This window comes from Halorussus salinus, from assembly GCF_004765815.2.
GTDB classification, from domain to species: Archaea; Halobacteriota; Halobacteria; order Halobacteriales; family Haladaptataceae; genus Halorussus; species Halorussus salinus.
Genome location: NZ_ML974128.1, coordinates 127,888 through 144,418, shown reverse-complemented (window position 1 = coordinate 144,418; position 16,531 = coordinate 127,888). Strand labels below are relative to the sequence as shown.

Genomic DNA, 16,531 nt, shown 5'->3' with positions numbered 1-16,531 from the left:
TTTACTGCCGAAAAGCGTCTATCTGCTGACTCCGCCACCGACCGCGGAGTTCTGACCGCCGCGGCGTCACCGCGGCGGTCAAAACTGGTCGGCGGTCCGAACCCGCACGTCGGCGGGTCGCTTGACGAACTCTCCGGCGTCACGGCCGACGACCTGTCCGACCCCGCGCTGGGCCGACACGTCGAGGAGTCGCTGGTCTACAGTCCCGTCCAGCACGACCGCGAAGGGTGCCTCGTCGGCCGACTCCACGGCGTCGAAGGCGTTCTCGGCGGCGACCTCCGCGAGCGCGGCGAACGACTCGTCGAGCAGGCGCGCGGTCCCGGTCTCGCCGTCCACGACCTCCTCGACGTGGCCCTGCATGGTCGCGGGTTCGCGGGCGGTCTCGGCCGCCGCGGCCTCGACGGTCGCGGTCTCTCCGTCGGAATCGGCCTCGTCGGCGGATTCTGCCTCGGTCGCCGCGGCGTCCGCTCCGGCCAGCGCCTCCGGGTCGTCTATCGTCTCGGCCTCCGCGACCTCGGCTTCGATGCCGTCGAAGAGATCGGACTCCGAGGCGTCCGAGTCGTCGCTCGCCGTTGCGGTGTCGGCCGCGGTCTCGGCCGGAGTTGTGGCGTCGGTCGCGGCGTCGGGAGTCGCGGGAGCCTCCGGCCCGGTCTCGTCGCTCTCGGGCGCGGGCCGGGCGCTCCCGTCGGTCGCGGCAGGTCCGGCCTCGCCGCCGTCGGCCGGAGAGGCCTCGGGCGAGTCGGCGGCGGTCGTCTCTCGGTCGGTCTCCTCGGTCGGGGTCGTGTCGCTCTCGTCGCCGACCATCGACTCGTCGAAGGGTCGCTTGCTCCGGAGCGCCGACATGACCTCGTGGCGCGCCAAGTCCTCGACCGACTGGTTCGCGGGCGCGAACGCCACGTAGTCGATGTCGCCGACCTGCGCGAGTTCCTTCCGGATGAGGTCGCCGCCTCGGTCGCCGTCGAGGAACGCGGTGACGGTTCGGTTCTGGGTCAACTCGGCCACCGCATCGGGGACGTTGGTGCCCTCGACCGCGACGGCGTTCTTGACGCCGTAGCGCAGGAGGTTCAGCACGTCCGCCCGGCCCTCGACCACGATGATGGCGTCGCTGTCCTCGACGCGCGGTCCGGCGGGCAGACCCTCGTACTCCACGATGTCCTCGACGCGGACGCTCTGGCGAACCTCCTCGAGGATTTCTCGGGAGGTCATCACGTCCTCGTCGAAGGAGTCGGTGAGCAGTTCCTTGGCGCGGTCGACCACCTTCCGGCGCTTGGCGGCGCGCACGTCCTCGATGCCCGCGACGGCGACGGTGGCCCGGCACGGGCCGACCCGACTGATGGTTTCGAGCGCCGCCGCGAGGATGGAGGTCTCTACCTTGTCGAGACTCGACGCGATGGTGATGGTCCCGAACGACTGTCCGTTCTCGCTGTCGATGTCCACGTCGATGCGACCGAGTTTCGATGACTGCTGGAGGTCCCGGAGGTCCAAGTCGTCGCCGAGGAGGCCTTCGGTCTGGCCGAAGACCGCGCCGACGACGTCACTCCGCTCTACCACCCCGTCGGCAGTGATGTCCGCGTGAATGACGTATTTGGCTGTGTCGTCCATGAGTGATGAACTGCCCCGGAGAGGGGCGTGATGGTGATGAGTCCATGAGCGTCGCGGCCATGGATGTTTTAAAATCGTACGGCCTGACTGAAATACCTGTCGTCAGCAGAACTGTTTACGGCTATTCCTTTCCCGATTTTTGATAGGTAGGCGTCGAACGGCCGTCATCGTAAAGGCCGTCTCGGGCGTCGAGTCGGCCGTACAGACGATGCGCGTCCTCGTCGTCCCGGAACTCTATCGCCCCGACGACGCGACCGCCAACGGCACGCTCAACGACGCCGTGGCGCTGGTCGAGGAGTGGCTGGACCGGGACGATTCGCTCCACGTCTACTGGCTCCTCGCGCCGCCGGAGGTGGCCAACTACGACCCCGAGTACGTCCTCGCCGACCGCGAGCGCGTCACCCTCGTCGAGGCCGAACCGTTCATGCACGGCCACGAACACGAGGACGCGTTCTCCGAAACGGGCTACACCGAGGAGCAGTTCCGAGCCATCGAGGAGACCATCTTCGACCGGTCGGGCTACGTGGACGTGGTAATCGACCAGCAGGTGACTGGCCGGTACGACCTCTACAAGTGGCTCCACCGCCTCGGCGGCGGAGCGGACGCCGCGGTCCAACCGACCGAACTCGTCGGCTACGTCCACGACCTGCGACTCCCCTTCAAGCGGCACGGCCGGGAGATGCCCGGCGGTGCCGCGATGCGGGCCGAGATGGTGGCGACGACCTACACCGACGGTCTCTGGTTCAAGGCCGGTGTGGACGCCGAGCGACTGGGCGAGTACGGCACCGCGGTCCTGAGCGACGAGTTGCTGGCGGGCCTCCTCGGCGACGCCCTCGAAACCGGAAGCCCGCTGGAGTTCTCGGAGTTCACCGAGGAGTACGCCGATGCCCCCGAACGCCTCCACGTCGCGGGGTCCGGCTGGGGCAAGAAGAACCTCGACGTGGTGCTGGACGCCGCCGAGCGCCTCCGAGACGAGTTCGGGATTCGCACGCTGATGACGAACATGGACCCGATTCCCGACGGGATGGCCGACCGCGAGTTCGTGGAGGCCTACCCGGAGTGTTCCCGCGAGGAGTACGAGCGCGCCCTCGAACGCGGCGACCTCGCGGTCGTCGCCTCGGACCACGAGACGATGCCTCGGACGCCCTTCGAGCAGGCCGCCAGCGGGCAGGTACTCGTGGTGCGCGACGAGCCGTGGGCCTACGACTGCGTGCCCGCGGACTACCGACTCGCCGGGAGTCTGGACGACCTCGAATCCCTCGCGGTTCGCGCGGTCCGCGACTGGGACGAGGCGGTCGCCGAGAATCGCCGGATGGTCGAGCATCTGCGCGAGGTCCGGGGACCCGAGCAGTGCGGTCGGCGGACCTACCGGGACCTCCGCGAGCGCGTCGAGCGCCGGGTCGAATCCTTCGAGAACGGGTCGTTCGAGGAGGGCGGACTGCTGGCCGACGCGGAGCGAGTCGCTTCGAAATTCGACGGCGAGGTTCCGCTGGACGACTTCGGCGACGCGCTCGCCCGGCACGTCGCCGAGGAGGTCCCGCTCGCCGACGCGGTGTACGCGCTCCGGGCACTCGGCTACGCGGATGTCGGAAATCCGGGGACGCCGATGTTCGTTCCGGCCGAGTAGTCGCGCGGCGGCGATGCGATTCGTCGCACCGACACTGCGCCCGCCGAGGTGTCTACGAACCGGAACGTTCACTCCGTCGGGGCGAGCATCGCCGCCATGCACCGCGCTCTCCGTTACGCCGTCGCCCTCGCCGTCGCGGCCGCCGTGACCGGCGGCGTCGCCGTCGTCACGCCGGACGTGGGACCGCACCTGATTCTCCTCGTCGGCATCGCGCAGGTGTACGGCGTCGGGACCGCTATCCTGCTCCGGTTCCCGTCGGCGCTGTGGGAAGACGACGTAGATTGGGTCAGCGCCGCGTTCACGGGGGTCACGTCGTTCGGTACGCTGAGTCTCTTCCAAGGCATCGACGGCGGCGAGAACGTCCCGGTAGCCACGCTCGGATGGGGCTTAGTCGCGTTCGGGTTCGTCGCTGGCATCGCCTACGAACGTGAGCGAGACGGAGCCGAAAAGTAGCGACGGCTTACTCGACCAGTTCCGCCAACCGCTCCGCGCCGTGGGCGAGGGACTCCTCGGGGTCGGTCGGCTGGTCGTGTTCGTAGACGAGCCACTCGGTCCCGGCGTCGCGGGCGGCCGCGACGCAGGCGTCGATGTCGAGGTCGCCCTCGCCCAGTTCGACCGGCGTGGTGTCGGCCACGTCCTTCAGGTGGACCAGCGGAACGCGACCCCGGAGGTGTCGGAGGAGGTCCGCGGGGTCCCGGCCAGCGGCGGTCGCCCACCCCACGTCGAGTTCGAGGTCGAAGTCGGTCTCGTCGGCCAGCAGGTCGAACGCCGCGCGGTCGTCGCCGATGTCGGTAAACTCGTGGTCGTGGTTGTGGTAGCCCAGCGACGCGCCCGCCTCGTCCACTCGCCCGGCGAGCGTCTGGAGGCGACGCGCGGTGTCGGTGACGGCGGTCTCGCTGGCGAACTCGGCCTCGTCCAGATACGGCACGACGAGGCGGTCACAGCCGAGTTCGCGGTAGGTCTCGACGGTCTCCTCGGGGTCGTCCTCGAACTCCTCGATGCCGACGTGCGCTCCCGCGGCGTCGAGTCCGGCGTCGTCCAGTGCGTCGCGGATTTCGTCGGGGTCCGAATCGCCCAATCCCGCGAACTCGACGCCCTCGAAGCGCGTTTCGCCGACGCGCCGCAGGAGGTCGGGAAGCGAGTCGTCCAGTTCGCGGAGCGTGTAGAGCTGAATCGCTGGTCGCATGGTGCGTGATACAGCGCCCTGTTGTAAATCGGTTGTTGCATCGTGCGGTCTCCTCGGTGTCCGGTCGTCGTGGACCGGTTCGCCGTGATTCGGTTCGTCGTCGCGGGTCGGGTCGTCGTCGTGGGTCGGGTCGTCGGAACCCCGTTCGGTAGCGGAAGTCAGCGAGCCCTCGAATCGCCGCGGCGAAGAACGGAAAACGACGCGAGACTACCAATCCGAGGCACCAGCTATTACCCGCTCTCCGTCCTTGCAGAAGCCATGACCCAACCCGACGTGCTGATACCCCACTACGTCTCGAAATCGGCGCGCGACGGTCTCACGGAGGGACTGGCCGACCTGCTCGCCGACCTCGACCTCTCGGTGGCCGCGACGCCGCCCGAGACCGAGGAGTACCTGTCGAGCGCCGAGGTCGTGCTGACCAACCGGTTCCCCGCCGAGGAGGTAGCCGCCGCGTCCGAGTTGCAGTGGGTACAGGCACTCAGCGCGGGCGTGGACCACTTCCCCCGCGAGGCGTTCGCGGACGCCGATGTCGCGCTGACCAGCGCCTCGGGCATCCACGCCGAACCCATCGGCGAGCAGGTGCTGGCCTACCTGCTGACCTTCGAGCGCAACCTCCAGACGGGGATGAACCAGAAGCACCGCGGCGTCTGGGAGAACTACGGCGGCCGGGAGTTGCGTGACGAGACCGTGGGCATCCTCGGATTGGGCGCTATCGGCGGCCGGGTGGCCGAACTCGCCTCGGCGTTCGGCACGCGCGTCGTCGGCACCAAGCGCGACCCCGAGTCCGCGCCCGACGCGGTGGACGAGGCGTACGGTCCCGACGGTCTCTACGACGTGCTGGCCCAGTCGGACTACGTGGTCGTCGCGCTCCCGCTGACCGACGAGACCCGCGGCCTAATCGGCGAGGAGGAACTTCGGACGATGGACTCCTCTTCGGTCCTCGTCAACGTCGCCCGCGGCGAAATCGTGGACGAGGAGGCCCTGACGACCGCACTCCAGAAGGGCCACCTCCGCGGCGCGGCCCTCGACGTGTTCGAGACCGAACCGCTCCCCGCCAACTCGCCGCTCTGGGACCTCTCGAACGTCGTCATCACGCCCCACATGGCCGGTTCGACGCCCCACTACTACGACAGGTGTGCGAACCTGTTCGCCGAGAACTACGGGCGGTTCGTCGCGGGCGAACTCGACGCGATGGAGAATCGCATCGTCTGACCCCGAGAAAGGAGAATCCGGCACAGTCTTGAAGGCGGAGTCTCCCGTTTTCGGAGCTATTCGTACTCATGCGCGTCCTCATCGTCCCGGAACTCTATCGGCCCGACGACGCGACCGCTAACGGCACGCTCAACGACGCAACGGTGTGGGTCGAGGAGTGGCTGGACATCGACCCGGACCTCCACGTCTACTGGTTGCTGTCGCCGCCGGAGGTGGCCAACTACGACCCCGAGTACGTCCTCGCCGACCGCGAGCGCGTCACCCTCATCGAGGCCGAACCGTTCATGCACGGCCGTCGCCACCAGAACGCGTTCACCGAGTCGGGCTACAGTGAGGAGCAACTCGAAGCCCTCGCCGGAGCGACTTACGACCAGTTGGGTTACGTGGACGTGGTAATCGACCAACTCCGGCGGGGGCGTGCGGACCTCGGGAAGTGGCTGTTCGCGCTCGACGGCCACCGGGTCGGCCAGCCGTGGCCGGTCGATATCGTCACCAACGTCCACGACCTCCAACTCCCGTTCAAGTACGCCGACACCGGGTGGCGCGACGAGTTCCAGCGCCACACCGAAATCGCCGACGCGGTACTGAGCGACGGGATGTGGTTCAAGGCCGCGGTCGATTGGGAGGGCCTGCGCGAGGAGGGCCACGAGTTCATGCGGGAGTCGGTGGTCGATTCGGCGCTCGACGACGCGGTCCAGACCGGGAGTCCCATCGACTTCTCGCAGTTCGAGGCCGACTACGCCGACGAACCCCGATACCTCCACGTCGCGGGGTCGGCGTGGGACAAGAAGCAGGTCGGCACCGTGATGGGAATCGCCGAGATGCTTCACGACCGATTCGGTATCGAGACCGTGATGACCAGCATGGGCAAGATTCCCGCGGAGTACACCGACCTGCCGTGGGTCGAGGCGTACCCGAAGGCGTCCCGCCGGGAGTTCGAGGAGGCCCTGCGAAAGGGCGACCTCTGCATCTCGGCGACCGAGTACGAGACGCTGGCCCGGACGTGGTTCGAGCAGGCCGGGAGCGGGCAGGTCCTGATAGCCCGCAACCAACCGTGGATATACGACGCCATCCCGCGGGACTACGAGCTAGCCGGAACCATCGACGAGTTACCCGACCTCGCGGTCCGAGCGGTCGAACACTGGGACGAGGCGACCGACGAGGCCCGGCGGATGCTCGACTACGCCAAGGGGATTCGGGACCCCGAGCAGTCGGGCCAGCGGACTTACGACGATATGGCCGACCGCGTGGCGGCGAAGGTCGAGGCCTACGACCCCGACGCGAACGACGCCGCGGTCGGTCGGACGCTCGAAGCGGCGGCGGACGAGGCGGGCCGGATTCCACTGGACGAACTGAACCGCGAGAGCGCCGCGTTCACCGACGACGGCGAGCCGATTCTGGCGGGCGACTGCGCCCTCAGCGAGGTCGTCTTTGCGCTCCGGCGTCGGGGGTACGCCGACACCGGAAGTGCGGGAACGCCCGTCTTCGAGAAACGAGAGTGAGAGCGGGAGTGAAAACGAGAGCCGGAGCGAGAGTGGTCAGTCGTCTCTCGTTCCGTCGGGTCGCTCCGACCCGCCGTCGGTCCTGCGCTCGTCGCGCGAGAACGCCCGCACTGGAGGGCGAACGCGGTCGCGGGCGCGACGGCGTGCGGTCCGGGAACCGCGAGTCGGCGACTCCTCGGTGGAGCCACCCGACGTGGACTCGTCGGCGGTGCCGGACTCGCCGAAGATGCCAGAATCGGGGGTGTCCGGCTCGGCGTCGAACTCGCCGCGCTCCACCAGTTCCGGCACGATGACTCGGACGAAGTGGACGACCAGCACGAGGAGCAACGGTCCCAAGAACAGCCCGTACCAGCCGAACAGCACCGGGCCGAGAACGTACGCGAGCATGACGAGTCCGGTGTGGAGGTCTCGCCCCGAGACGTAGGGCCGCAACACGAGTTCGGGAATCGTGTCCACGATGACGAACGCGACCAGCAGGAAGAGGGCCGGGAACCACAACAGCGCGGGGTCCGCGACGCCCGCGACGATGCCGAGGACGATACCGAGCGGGATGTAGACCAGTTTCATCCCGACGACGGGAATCAGGCTGGCGAGACCCGTGAGCAGGCCCAGCAGGGTCGGCGAGGGGACCGAGACCGCGGCCGGAGCGACCAAATCGAGCGCGTTGTAGCTGATGGCGGCGACGATACCGATGACGAAGGCGGTCAGGATGTTGCCGAAGTAGACCGTTTCGAGGTCGTCGTCCACGGCCTGCGCGAACGCGAGCGTCGGACTGTCCGCGTCCACGACCTCGGTCCGGAACCACTCGGCGAGTCGGTGGTCGTCCCGGAGGAGGTAGAACGCGACGACGAGCGTGATGACGATGCCGAGCGCGGTGCTGGCGAGGATACCCAACACCACGACCACCGACGACAGAATCTCGCGGGCCGCCTCCGCGCCGCGCTCGGCGGCGAGTTGCTGGATGTCCGCCTGCAACTGCTGTGGGGTCGTCTGGAGGAGACCGGCCAATCCTTCCGGGTCGAGCAGGAGCGAGGTATCGACGTAGGGTCCGAGGAGTCCGTCGAACTCCGCGAGGCCGACGCCCGCCAGCGACCCGAGTTCGGTGACGCTCACGACGACGGTGTAGCCCAGCAGGACGAGACCGGGAAAGGCAAGTCCGAGCAGTGCGGTCGCGGCGGTCAGCGTCCGCTGGTGCAGCCGCCGGAGGAGTCGCCGGTATATCGGCCGGGTCGCGTAGTAGACGAACAGTCCCAGCAGGAAGGTTCCGAGGAACGACGACACGACGTAGCCGACCGCGGCGAGCAGGACGACTGCGACCAGCCACCACGCGATGCGCTCGCGGTCGAACGAGAACTCTCGTACCCAGCCCATGCCAGAGTGTTCTGCGCGTAGACAATAAGTCGTCCGGGAGTGGGGTCCCCGACGACTCGACGGACCTCAGAACAGCGGTTCGCCCATCGTCTCGCGGCCGAACGCGAGGACGACGAGGCCGCCGAGGGCGAACGCGACCGCGAGAGGTGCGAGCGCGGCCAGATACCCGACTTCCACGAGCGCACCGGCCAGAATCGGCCCGATGACCGCGCCGATTTTACCGACGCCGCCCGCGAACCCGTTGCCGGTGGCCCGGACCTCGGTCGGGAACAGTTCGGGGGTGTAGGCGTAGATGGCACCCCACGCGCCCAAGGTGAAGAAACTCGCCGCGAGCAGGCCGCCGAAGAACGGCCAGAAGCCCGAGAGGCCCGCGCCGAACAGCGAGACGTTCGGCATCGAGGCCGCGAAGACGAACGTGAACACTCCCGAGAGGACGAGATAGCTCCCGAGGGTCGGCTTGCGACCGATCTTCTCCACGAGGTACGCGGCGCTGAAGTAGCCGGGGAACTGGACCAGTCCGATGAGCAGGAAGTAGACGTAAAGGCCGTCTATCGTCGCGCCAGCCACGGTGACGCTCTCGACGACGCCCGCCGCGCCGACCGTCTGCGGGAGCCAGATGAACACGCCGTAGTAGCCGAAGTTGACCGCGAACCACGCGAGGGCTATCATCACGGTGCGCTTGCGGAGGTCGGTCTCGAAGAGCCGCGAGTAGCTCGGCGGGTCGCCGATCTCCACCGCGTCGGCCGAGATGGGCGTGAACTCCTCGCCGTTCTCCTCGGCGATGGCGCGGATTCGGTCGTTGGCTCCCTCCACGTCGCCTTTCTGGGCGAGGTAGTAAGGCGTCTCGCGCAGTTGACTCCGGATGACGAACACCAGCAGGGCGGGGAACGCCGCGCTGGCGAACAGGAGTCGCCAGCCAGCAACCTCGCCCAACAGGGGCACCGCGACGGTCCCGCCGGTCGAGAGCGCCGAGAGGAACACCCACGCCAGCACGACCGCGAAGACGTTGCCGAGCGGCCAGAACGCGTCGAGGTAGACCAGATATCGTCCTCGGCGCTCGGTCGGCAGGTGTTCCGAGAGGTAGGAGGTGTCCACCGCGAGCGCGCCGCCCAAGCCGACGCCGGTCAGGAACCGGAGCGCGAACCCCGAGTAGAACCCGGTGGCGAACGCGGTCAGGCCCGCGAACAGCGAGTAGGTCAGGACCGTCCACTGGAAGGCGTCGATGCGGCCGCGCTCGTCGGCGTAGCGGCCCCACGCCCAGTTGCCGAGTATCATCCCCATCAGGCTCGCGCTCCCGAGCAGTCCGGCCGCGAGACCCGTCAGTTCCCACGCCGAGATGAGAACCGGGAGCGTGAAGCTGATGATGATGACCTCCATCCCGTCGAAGGCCCACGCGCTCCCGCAGATGGCCAACAGTCTGCGGTGGAATCGCCCGACCGGAATCCGGTCCATCACCTGCGAGACGCTCACTCGGTCGTCCGTCGTCGCACCTTTTGCCATCTTTCGACTCCTCTGTTCGACACTCGGTATCGAACGCACTTAAAAATGAGGAAATCAGAGAACAGTTCTGCTCTTTGAAGAACTTTCGTCTTCAATACGGCTCCCGACCGAGTCCGCTCCGTCCGAGCGACCGGTGGTCTCGCACCCGCGACCACCGCGGCCCCGATAGAAAGGATATAAGTACGACCGAGGCCGATTTCTCGGGTATGAAAGACCAAGGACGTTCCACGCGGAAGCGCACCGGCGGACGACTTCGACCCTCCCACAAGAAGAAGAAGCACGAATTGGGCCGCCAACCGACCGAGACCACGGTCGGCGAGACCCAACTCCGAGCCATCGACGCCCGCGGCAACACCCGGAAGGTCCGCGCGCTCTCGACGGACGTGGCCAGCGTCGCCACGGGCGGCGAGACGGTGCAGGCCGAGATTCAGGACGTTGTGGAGAACGACGCCAACCCGAACTACGTCCGACGGAACATCGTCACCAAGGGCGCACTCATCGAGACCAGCGAAGGCCGCGCCCGCGTCACCTCCCGACCGGGCCAGTCCGGCAACGTCAACGCCGTCCTCGTGGACGAATAACGCCGCTCTCGACCCGACTTCTCACTCGCATCCGACCGATTCGGCGACCGCGCGTAGTTCCTGCTCGCCGAACTCGTCGGTGAACTCTTGGACGCTCACCCGATAGGCGTAGCCCTCGCACTCCCAGACGAATTTTCCGCCGGACTCCTCGGCGACGTAGCGCGCGTCGTGGTCCCCGACGGTCGTGGCGTTCCCCGCGGTCAGGTCGTAGGCCGATTCGTTCTCGGCCTTCCGAATCGAGACGACGTTTTCGAGACTTCCGTTCTCGGTGTCGTGGTAGGCCATCACCACGTCCTCGCTGTCGGCGAGTTCCATCACGATGCCGCTCTCGAACGCGAAGGGTTCCGAGACGTTCGGCTCAGGTACCGAGAAGGAGGCGTTGGCCGCCAGTGCCTCGTAGGTGCCGTAGGTGTGCCGACGCGGCGCGTCCGTCGTCGCGGTATCGGTCGTCGCAGTGTCGGCCGAGGAGGTCGCCGTCACTTCGGTCGTGTCCATCATCACCTCGGTCGTCGCGGTCGTTTCGCCGTCCGTCGTCGTGGAGTCGGGCGCACCGCCAGCGCCGCCGAGACAGCCAGCGAGGAGAAGCGAACACGCGAGCGCGGCGACAACGAGGCGACGACTCATGGGCACTCCTCCCGTGGCCGCAAGCGCGATTTCGGAGTCTGTACGACGGTGCAGTGCTGTCGAGCGGGGCCAGGGCAGTTCATCTGTCGCACCTCGCTCCTACTTCGACGCGGCCCCACATGTTCGGCCCGGCAGTTACGACTCGACGGGAACCGGAGCGACGTTTTATATGTTAGAGAGTTGTAGTTAGTAGATTGACTTCTCAGACGCCGACACCGTCTTCGACCGATTCGAGTCCGGCGTCGGTGATGCGGAACTGGACCTTCTCGCCCGCGGGTTTGGCGCGGTGCTTTTCGAGCGTCGCGCGCCGGTTGCCCCCGCGGAATCGCTCGATGCGGACCACCGTCCCCGTCCAGTGTTCGAGGGTGTGACCGCCGAGCGGTCGGGCGCGGTCGCCGTCGGGGTCGGTGTAGACCTGATTCGTCAGGACGACCGCGAGGTCGTGTTTGCGCGCCAGCGAGAGGAGATGCGTGACCTGACTGGCCACCTCCCGGAGCGCCTCGCCGCCCTCCTCGTCTTCGGCGCGTTGGAGTCGGTAGAAGCCAGTCGCGCTGTCCAGCACCACGAGGTCGGCCCGCTCGGCGAGTTCGGCGGTGTCCCGGACGGCCTCCTCCTGCTCGGCGAAGTCGTAGGCCTCCTTGACGATGATGCGGGAGGTCAACTCCTCCACGTCGTCCGCACCGCCCGCGGCGTCCACGCGGGCCTCCGCGACCTGTTGGAAGCGCGCCAGCGATAGGCCCTCGGTGTCGATGTACACCGCGGTACCGCCGTCCGCGGCGACCTCGACCGCCGCGCCCAGCGCGACGTTCGTCTTGCCCGCCGCGGGCGGGCCGTAGACCTGCGTGACGGTCCCGGCCTCGAACCCGCCGCCCAGCAACTCGTCGAGCGGCCCGCACCCGGTCGGGATGGACTCCTGATTCACGAGCGAGGGTTGGGCCTACCCTGTCAAAAGGGTCCGGATTCGTATCAGCGCGTCCGTTCCTGACCGCGGTCGGCGACTGTGAGAGTTCACGCTCGAAAGGGTTCGGTGGTCTAGAAGTCGAGTTCGAGTCGTTCGACTAGTCGCTGACTCCGCCCCGACGAGAGCTACGCTTTCGTCTAGATTCCCTAATTTTAAGGCACGTCGAATGCAACGACAAAACACGACACTCGGCTCGTCACTGCAAAAGGTGACAGGGTGTACCAGCACCCTGCCGGGTGTCGTGGGCAGACCACGACAATGTCAGATAAAAATTCGCACCAAGATAGTAGTGTCGAATCCGAAAACGAGACTGTCGAATCTGGAGACGATACTCTCGAATCCGGAGACGACGCGCACGTCTCGCCGGAAATTCTCGCGGAGTCGATTAGAAGTAAGACCGACGCCCTCCACGCGCAGGGCTTCGACCTCGCGGACCAGTTGGAGCGCATGGCCGAAGCCGAGGAGGGCGAGGACGCTGACGAGGCCGAGGAGAGCGACGACGACCAAGACCACGCCGACGAGGAGACCGAGGTCAACCTCGCGGGCATGATGACCGAACTGCTGGAGACCGCCAGCGACCTCGTGGAGGTGGCCCACGCGATAGAGGCCGCGCGATTGCGGGACCGGTCGAAGTAGCTCAAGTGGGCGGGTCGGGGCGAATCGGTCGGTCCAGTCGAGGAGATGATTACCCGTCCGGTAACTGTCGAGACACCCGGCGGGGTACTGCCAAGATTTGTAAATTTGGAAACTATTATCGTATCGCTTATGCTCTGGAGCGATGATATCACATCTAGCATGATTGTAGCGACCGTCTTGGAGTGTCCCCAGTGCGTCGAGGAGAACCACGCGGAGTTCACTGGAAAGCTCGTGGACGGCGACGGCGTCTGGCGGATGCGGTGCTGTGGCACGCTCGCCGACGGTCCGCACCCCGAAACGGCCTGAGTCGAGTCGCCAACGGCGATTCGCCGAGCGTCGGCGAGCGCGGCTTTCGGGACCGAGTAGAGCGAACTTTTTCACCTCGGCCGCGTTATACCCCGACCAGTGACAGTCGTCGTCGCCACCGAGAACTTCGAGCTGTACCACGGCGTGGTCAACGAGTTGCGCGACCGAGGAGTGACCTTCACCACGGTCGAACCGGGCGACCCGCTCCCGGACCGGGCGACGGTGCTGATTCGCGCCGAGGACGACGAGCGGTTCGAGGCCGACGCCGACGAGCGCGACGGGACCGACGCCCCGAACGTCGAAACCGTCGTCGCGGACCCCGAGAACCCCCGGCGCGCGGTGGACGAGGCGCTGGCTCGCCTGCGCGGGGGCGAGGGCCGGACTATCGTCGGTATCGACCCCGGCACGCGACCCGGCATCGCGGTCCTCTCGGGCGACGTGGTGGTCGCGGCGTTCCACGTCCCGCTGGCCGACGTGGCCGAGACGGTGCGCCGCGAGGTGGCCGACGCCGTGGACCCCGTGGTCCGCATCGGCGACGGCGCGCGCTTGCAGGGCGCGCAACTCGTCCGCGAGTTGGAGGAGGTGACGGTCGAACTGGTGGACGAGACCGGGACGACGCCCTACCTCGGTACCGGCGCGCGGGGGATGGGCGACGTGCTGGCCGCGGTGAACATCGCCCGACTGGAGGGCGAGCGCGTCGAGGGCCGGGAGATAGAGCCGACCGCCGGGGAGTTACAGGTCATCCAGAACAAATCCCGCGAGCGAGCGGACGACAACCGCGAGATAGACGAGGAGCTAGCGAGGCGGGTCGCGGCGGGCGACCTGACGCTCGACGAGGCGATGGACGAGCATCGGGACGGCGACGACGGCTGAAAGAAACTTCTAGCTGTCTTTGACGCGTATTTCTCTATCCGAAGAAATTCGCTAGCAGTCTCGACCGGCCAGCTACCGGTCTCGCGCCGCGCGTTCCGCGCGGTCCATCACCTCGCGCACGGCGACGCCCGCTTCCGTCGCCACCGCCGCGCAGTCGTCGTACTCCGCGCTCACGTCGTAGACCTCGCCGTCGTCGTCGTCGCTGGCGAGTTTGACCGCGACCTCGTAGCTGTCGCCGCCGACTTCGACCGTGACCTCCTCGAACTCCCGGTCGGCTATCCAGCGGTGGGTTGCACCGGTCTGGCGAATCCCGAGCGTGCCGGTCTCCTCGGCGAGTCGGCGCGCGACCGATTCGGCGTCCTCGGGCTTGCAGATGACCTTCACGAGGTGGCCCGGCCGGGACTTCTTCATCGTCAGCGGGACGACGGACACGTCGCGCGCGCCGACTTCGGCGAGCGACTCCTGTAGGCCGCCCAGAATCTCGGGTGGCGCGTCGTCCAGATTCGTTTCGAGGACCGCGATGTCGTCGTAGACCAACGACCCGCCGTTCTCCGCCCCGCTCGCGGTTTCACCGCTCGCACCTTCCGCGGCGCTTCGCGCCGCGCTATCGCCCAGCATCGCCCGGAGGACGTTCGGATGGTCGGGGAAGTCGTACCCGCCCGCGCCGTACCCGGACTCCTCGACTCGCAAGGACGGGAGCGACGCGACGCCCTCGGCGAAGTGGGCCAGAATCGCCGCGCCGGTCGGCGTCAGCAGTTCCGCCTCCACGGGTCCGCCCCGGAGCGACCAGTCGGCGCGCTCGGCGATTTCGACCACGGCGGGCGTCGGCACCGGGTAGACGCCGTGGCTCATCTCGACCTCGCCGCCGCCCGTCGAGAGCGGCGTCGTCACGACCCGCTCGGGAGACAGGTCGTCCACGAGGAGCGCCGCCCCGACCACGTCGGCGATGGCGTCGTCCGCGCCGACCTCGTGGAAGTGCGTCGCGTCGAGGTCGGTGCCGTGGACGCTGGCCTCCGCCTCGCCGAGGAGTTCGAAGATGGCGAGGGCGTCCTCCGCGACGCCCTCGGGGAGGGGCATCTCCTCGACTATCTCGACCACTTCGGGGTAGGTCCGGAGCGGGCCGGAGCCTTCGGCGTGGGTGTGGTCGTGCTGGTGCGAATCGCGGTCGTCGTGCGGGTGGTCGTAGTCGTCGTGAGAATGGTCGTCGTGTGAATGGTCGTGCGAGTGATTTTCGTCGGCGTGCGAGTGGTGGTGTGTGTGGTCGCCGTCGTCTCCGTCGCCGTGGGTCGTCTCGTCGTCCAGCAGAACCGAGACCGTGGTCGAGGAGATGCCGTTCTTGTCGGTCGCGCCGACCTCGTAGCGTATCGGCAGGGCCTCCTCGACCGGCGCGAGCGCGTCGCGGTCCGCTCCCGCCGCGAGGAGGGCCGCGAGGAGCATGTCGCCACTCGCGCCCATTCGACCGTCGAATGCGAGCGTCTGCATGGAGTAGCGTGGGTCGCTCGCGGCGAAAAAGCCCCCGGTTGTCGGCGTCGGGAGACGGAGACTACTCGGCGCGTCGGAGCGCGACGAGCGCCGCTCCGACCAGCGCGAGGAGGCCCGTGACGAGCGAGAATCCGGGGATGCTCCCGTCTTGGGTGGTCGTCGCCGTCGCCGTTGTCGTCTCGTCGCTGACGGCCTGCTTCGTCGTCTCGGCGGTCGGCGGCGACCGAACTACGCCGGTCGCCTCGCGCTGTACCTCGTCGTTCGCTCGGACCGCGATCTGGAACTCGGTCGCGTTCTCGCCCTCGCTCGGCAGGTCCGAGAAGTCGAACGACGCTCGGAAGCGACCGCCGTCGGCGACGGTCGTCTGCCGGGACTTGAGGAACTGCACGCCTTCGGTCCCTTTCACGGTCACTTGTATCTCTGTACCGGGTTCGATGTCGAGTTGGCCCGCAATCGTCTGGTTGACGGCCGGTGCGACGACGACACCCCCGTCGATGTCGGCGACGTGCCCGGCGTACTGGCTCGAAGCGGTCGTCTCCGTTTCGGTGTTCGCGTCGGACGACCCCGACTCCGCGAGCGAGAGCGTCGCAACGTCGGTCTTCTCCTCGAGGCTGGCGTTTCCGGGCGCGACGGCGAGGTCGTAGGTCCCGGCGTCGAGACCGCTCTGTTCGCCGAGGTCGGTCTCGTCTGTCACCGACACGGAGTCGGCGTCGGCGGCGACGGCGAACGCGCCGCCGCTACCTGCCTTCGCGGTGTCGTACTGGAGGACGACGTTCCCGTCGCCGTTTCCGTCCCGAAGTGTGACGGTCGCGATGTAGTTGACGGCCTCGGAGCCGATTCGGACGGTCGCCGTCTCGGTGTCCGAGAGGGTGACGGCGATTTCGGCCGTCTCACCGGCCTCGGTCGTGACGACGCTCTCGCCGAACTCCGCGTCCGGCGACGCGCCGAGGACCGGCGCAGTAGTCGATACCAACAGGAGGGCCGCGAGTATCAGGGCGCGGTATCTCACTTTCATCTTCCGCTCGAGGATACACGGGCTTGTTCAAAACCCGTTGCGGAAGCTACAAT

16 protein-coding genes are annotated in these 16,531 nt (G+C 67.6%); 8 read left to right on the top strand and 8 right to left on the bottom strand.

All coding sequences use genetic code 11. The features are described from left to right. Positions 1-78: 78 nt before the first annotated feature. A complete protein-coding gene (gene dnaG / locus EPL00_RS08780; protein WP_135853061.1) occupies positions 79-1,602 on the bottom strand; it encodes a DNA primase DnaG in 1,524 nt (507 codons plus the stop codon). A gap of 208 nt (positions 1,603-1,810) precedes the next feature. Here dnaG and EPL00_RS08775 point away from each other — a divergent pair, with 208 nt between their 5' ends. Beyond that, positions 1,811-3,229: a glycosyltransferase family protein gene (locus EPL00_RS08775; protein ID WP_135853062.1), complete on the top strand. Its 1,419-nt coding sequence runs from the start codon at positions 1,811-1,813 to the stop codon at positions 3,227-3,229. A gap of 96 nt (positions 3,230-3,325) precedes the next feature. Continuing rightward, positions 3,326-3,682 (top strand): hypothetical protein, encoded by a 357-nt coding sequence (locus tag EPL00_RS08770; RefSeq protein WP_135853063.1) that lies wholly within the window; start codon positions 3,326-3,328, stop codon positions 3,680-3,682. 7 nt (positions 3,683-3,689) lie between these two features. Here EPL00_RS08770 and EPL00_RS08765 read toward each other — a convergent pair whose 3' ends face one another. Next, on the bottom strand, positions 3,690-4,415 hold the full coding sequence (locus EPL00_RS08765) for a sugar phosphate isomerase/epimerase family protein (RefSeq protein ID WP_135853064.1): 726 nt from the start codon (positions 4,413-4,415) through the stop codon (positions 3,690-3,692). Between the two features lie 258 nt (positions 4,416-4,673). Between EPL00_RS08765 and EPL00_RS08760 the strand changes: the two genes are divergently transcribed. Further along, entirely contained in the window at positions 4,674-5,627 is a 954-nt protein-coding gene (locus EPL00_RS08760) for a D-2-hydroxyacid dehydrogenase (protein ID WP_135853065.1), read from the top strand. 68 nt (positions 5,628-5,695) lie between these two features. Beyond that, entirely contained in the window at positions 5,696-7,129 is a 1,434-nt protein-coding gene (locus EPL00_RS08755; RefSeq protein WP_135853066.1) for a glycosyltransferase family 1 protein, read from the top strand. Positions 7,130-7,165: 36 nt separating this feature from the next. Here the strand turns inward: EPL00_RS08755 and EPL00_RS08750 are convergent, their stop codons facing one another. After that, positions 7,166-8,500 (bottom strand): AI-2E family transporter, encoded by a 1,335-nt coding sequence (locus tag EPL00_RS08750; protein WP_135853067.1) that lies wholly within the window; start codon positions 8,498-8,500, stop codon positions 7,166-7,168. 66 nt (positions 8,501-8,566) lie between these two features. Beyond that, the gene (locus tag EPL00_RS08745) at positions 8,567-10,000 is read right to left on the bottom strand and encodes an MFS transporter (protein ID WP_135853068.1); all 1,434 of its coding nucleotides are present in this window, start codon (positions 9,998-10,000) and stop codon (positions 8,567-8,569) included. A 206-nt stretch (positions 10,001-10,206) separates the two neighbouring features. Between EPL00_RS08745 and EPL00_RS08740 the strand changes: the two genes are divergently transcribed. After that, positions 10,207-10,581 carry a 30S ribosomal protein S8e gene (locus tag EPL00_RS08740; protein WP_135853069.1) on the top strand — a complete coding sequence of 125 codons (375 nt, stop codon included), beginning with the start codon at positions 10,207-10,209 and terminating at the stop codon, positions 10,579-10,581. 21 nt (positions 10,582-10,602) lie between these two features. On the opposite strand, the gene EPL00_RS08735 is transcribed toward EPL00_RS08740, so the two are convergent. Together EPL00_RS08735 and radB are read right to left on the bottom strand one after the other, a co-directional pair. Further along, positions 10,603-11,205: a hypothetical protein gene (locus EPL00_RS08735; protein ID WP_135853070.1), complete on the bottom strand. Its 603-nt coding sequence runs from the start codon at positions 11,203-11,205 to the stop codon at positions 10,603-10,605. Positions 11,206-11,407: 202 nt separating this feature from the next. After that, the gene (gene radB / locus EPL00_RS08730) at positions 11,408-12,127 is read right to left on the bottom strand and encodes a DNA repair and recombination protein RadB (protein WP_135853071.1); all 720 of its coding nucleotides are present in this window, start codon (positions 12,125-12,127) and stop codon (positions 11,408-11,410) included. Between the two features lie 297 nt (positions 12,128-12,424). Here radB and EPL00_RS08725 point away from each other — a divergent pair, with 297 nt between their 5' ends. The 3 genes from EPL00_RS08725 (at position 12,425) to EPL00_RS08715 (ending at position 13,981) form a co-directional block, all read left to right on the top strand. Next, the gene (locus tag EPL00_RS08725) at positions 12,425-12,802 is read left to right on the top strand and encodes a hypothetical protein (RefSeq protein WP_135853072.1); all 378 of its coding nucleotides are present in this window, start codon (positions 12,425-12,427) and stop codon (positions 12,800-12,802) included. A 159-nt stretch (positions 12,803-12,961) separates the two neighbouring features. Continuing rightward, positions 12,962-13,108, top strand: a complete 147-nt coding sequence (locus EPL00_RS08720; protein ID WP_162224185.1) for a hypothetical protein — start codon at positions 12,962-12,964, stop codon at positions 13,106-13,108. Between the two features lie 99 nt (positions 13,109-13,207). Beyond that, entirely contained in the window at positions 13,208-13,981 is a 774-nt protein-coding gene (locus EPL00_RS08715; protein WP_135853073.1) for a hypothetical protein, read from the top strand. A 72-nt stretch (positions 13,982-14,053) separates the two neighbouring features. On the opposite strand, the gene larC is transcribed toward EPL00_RS08715, so the two are convergent. Next, positions 14,054-15,463: a nickel pincer cofactor biosynthesis protein LarC gene (gene larC / locus EPL00_RS08710; RefSeq protein ID WP_135853074.1), complete on the bottom strand. Its 1,410-nt coding sequence runs from the start codon at positions 15,461-15,463 to the stop codon at positions 14,054-14,056. 61 nt (positions 15,464-15,524) lie between these two features. Beyond that, positions 15,525-16,478, bottom strand: coding sequence for a DUF7827 domain-containing protein (locus EPL00_RS08705; RefSeq protein WP_135853075.1), 954 nt, complete (start codon positions 16,476-16,478; stop codon positions 15,525-15,527). Between the last annotated feature and the right edge of the window lie 53 nt (positions 16,479-16,531).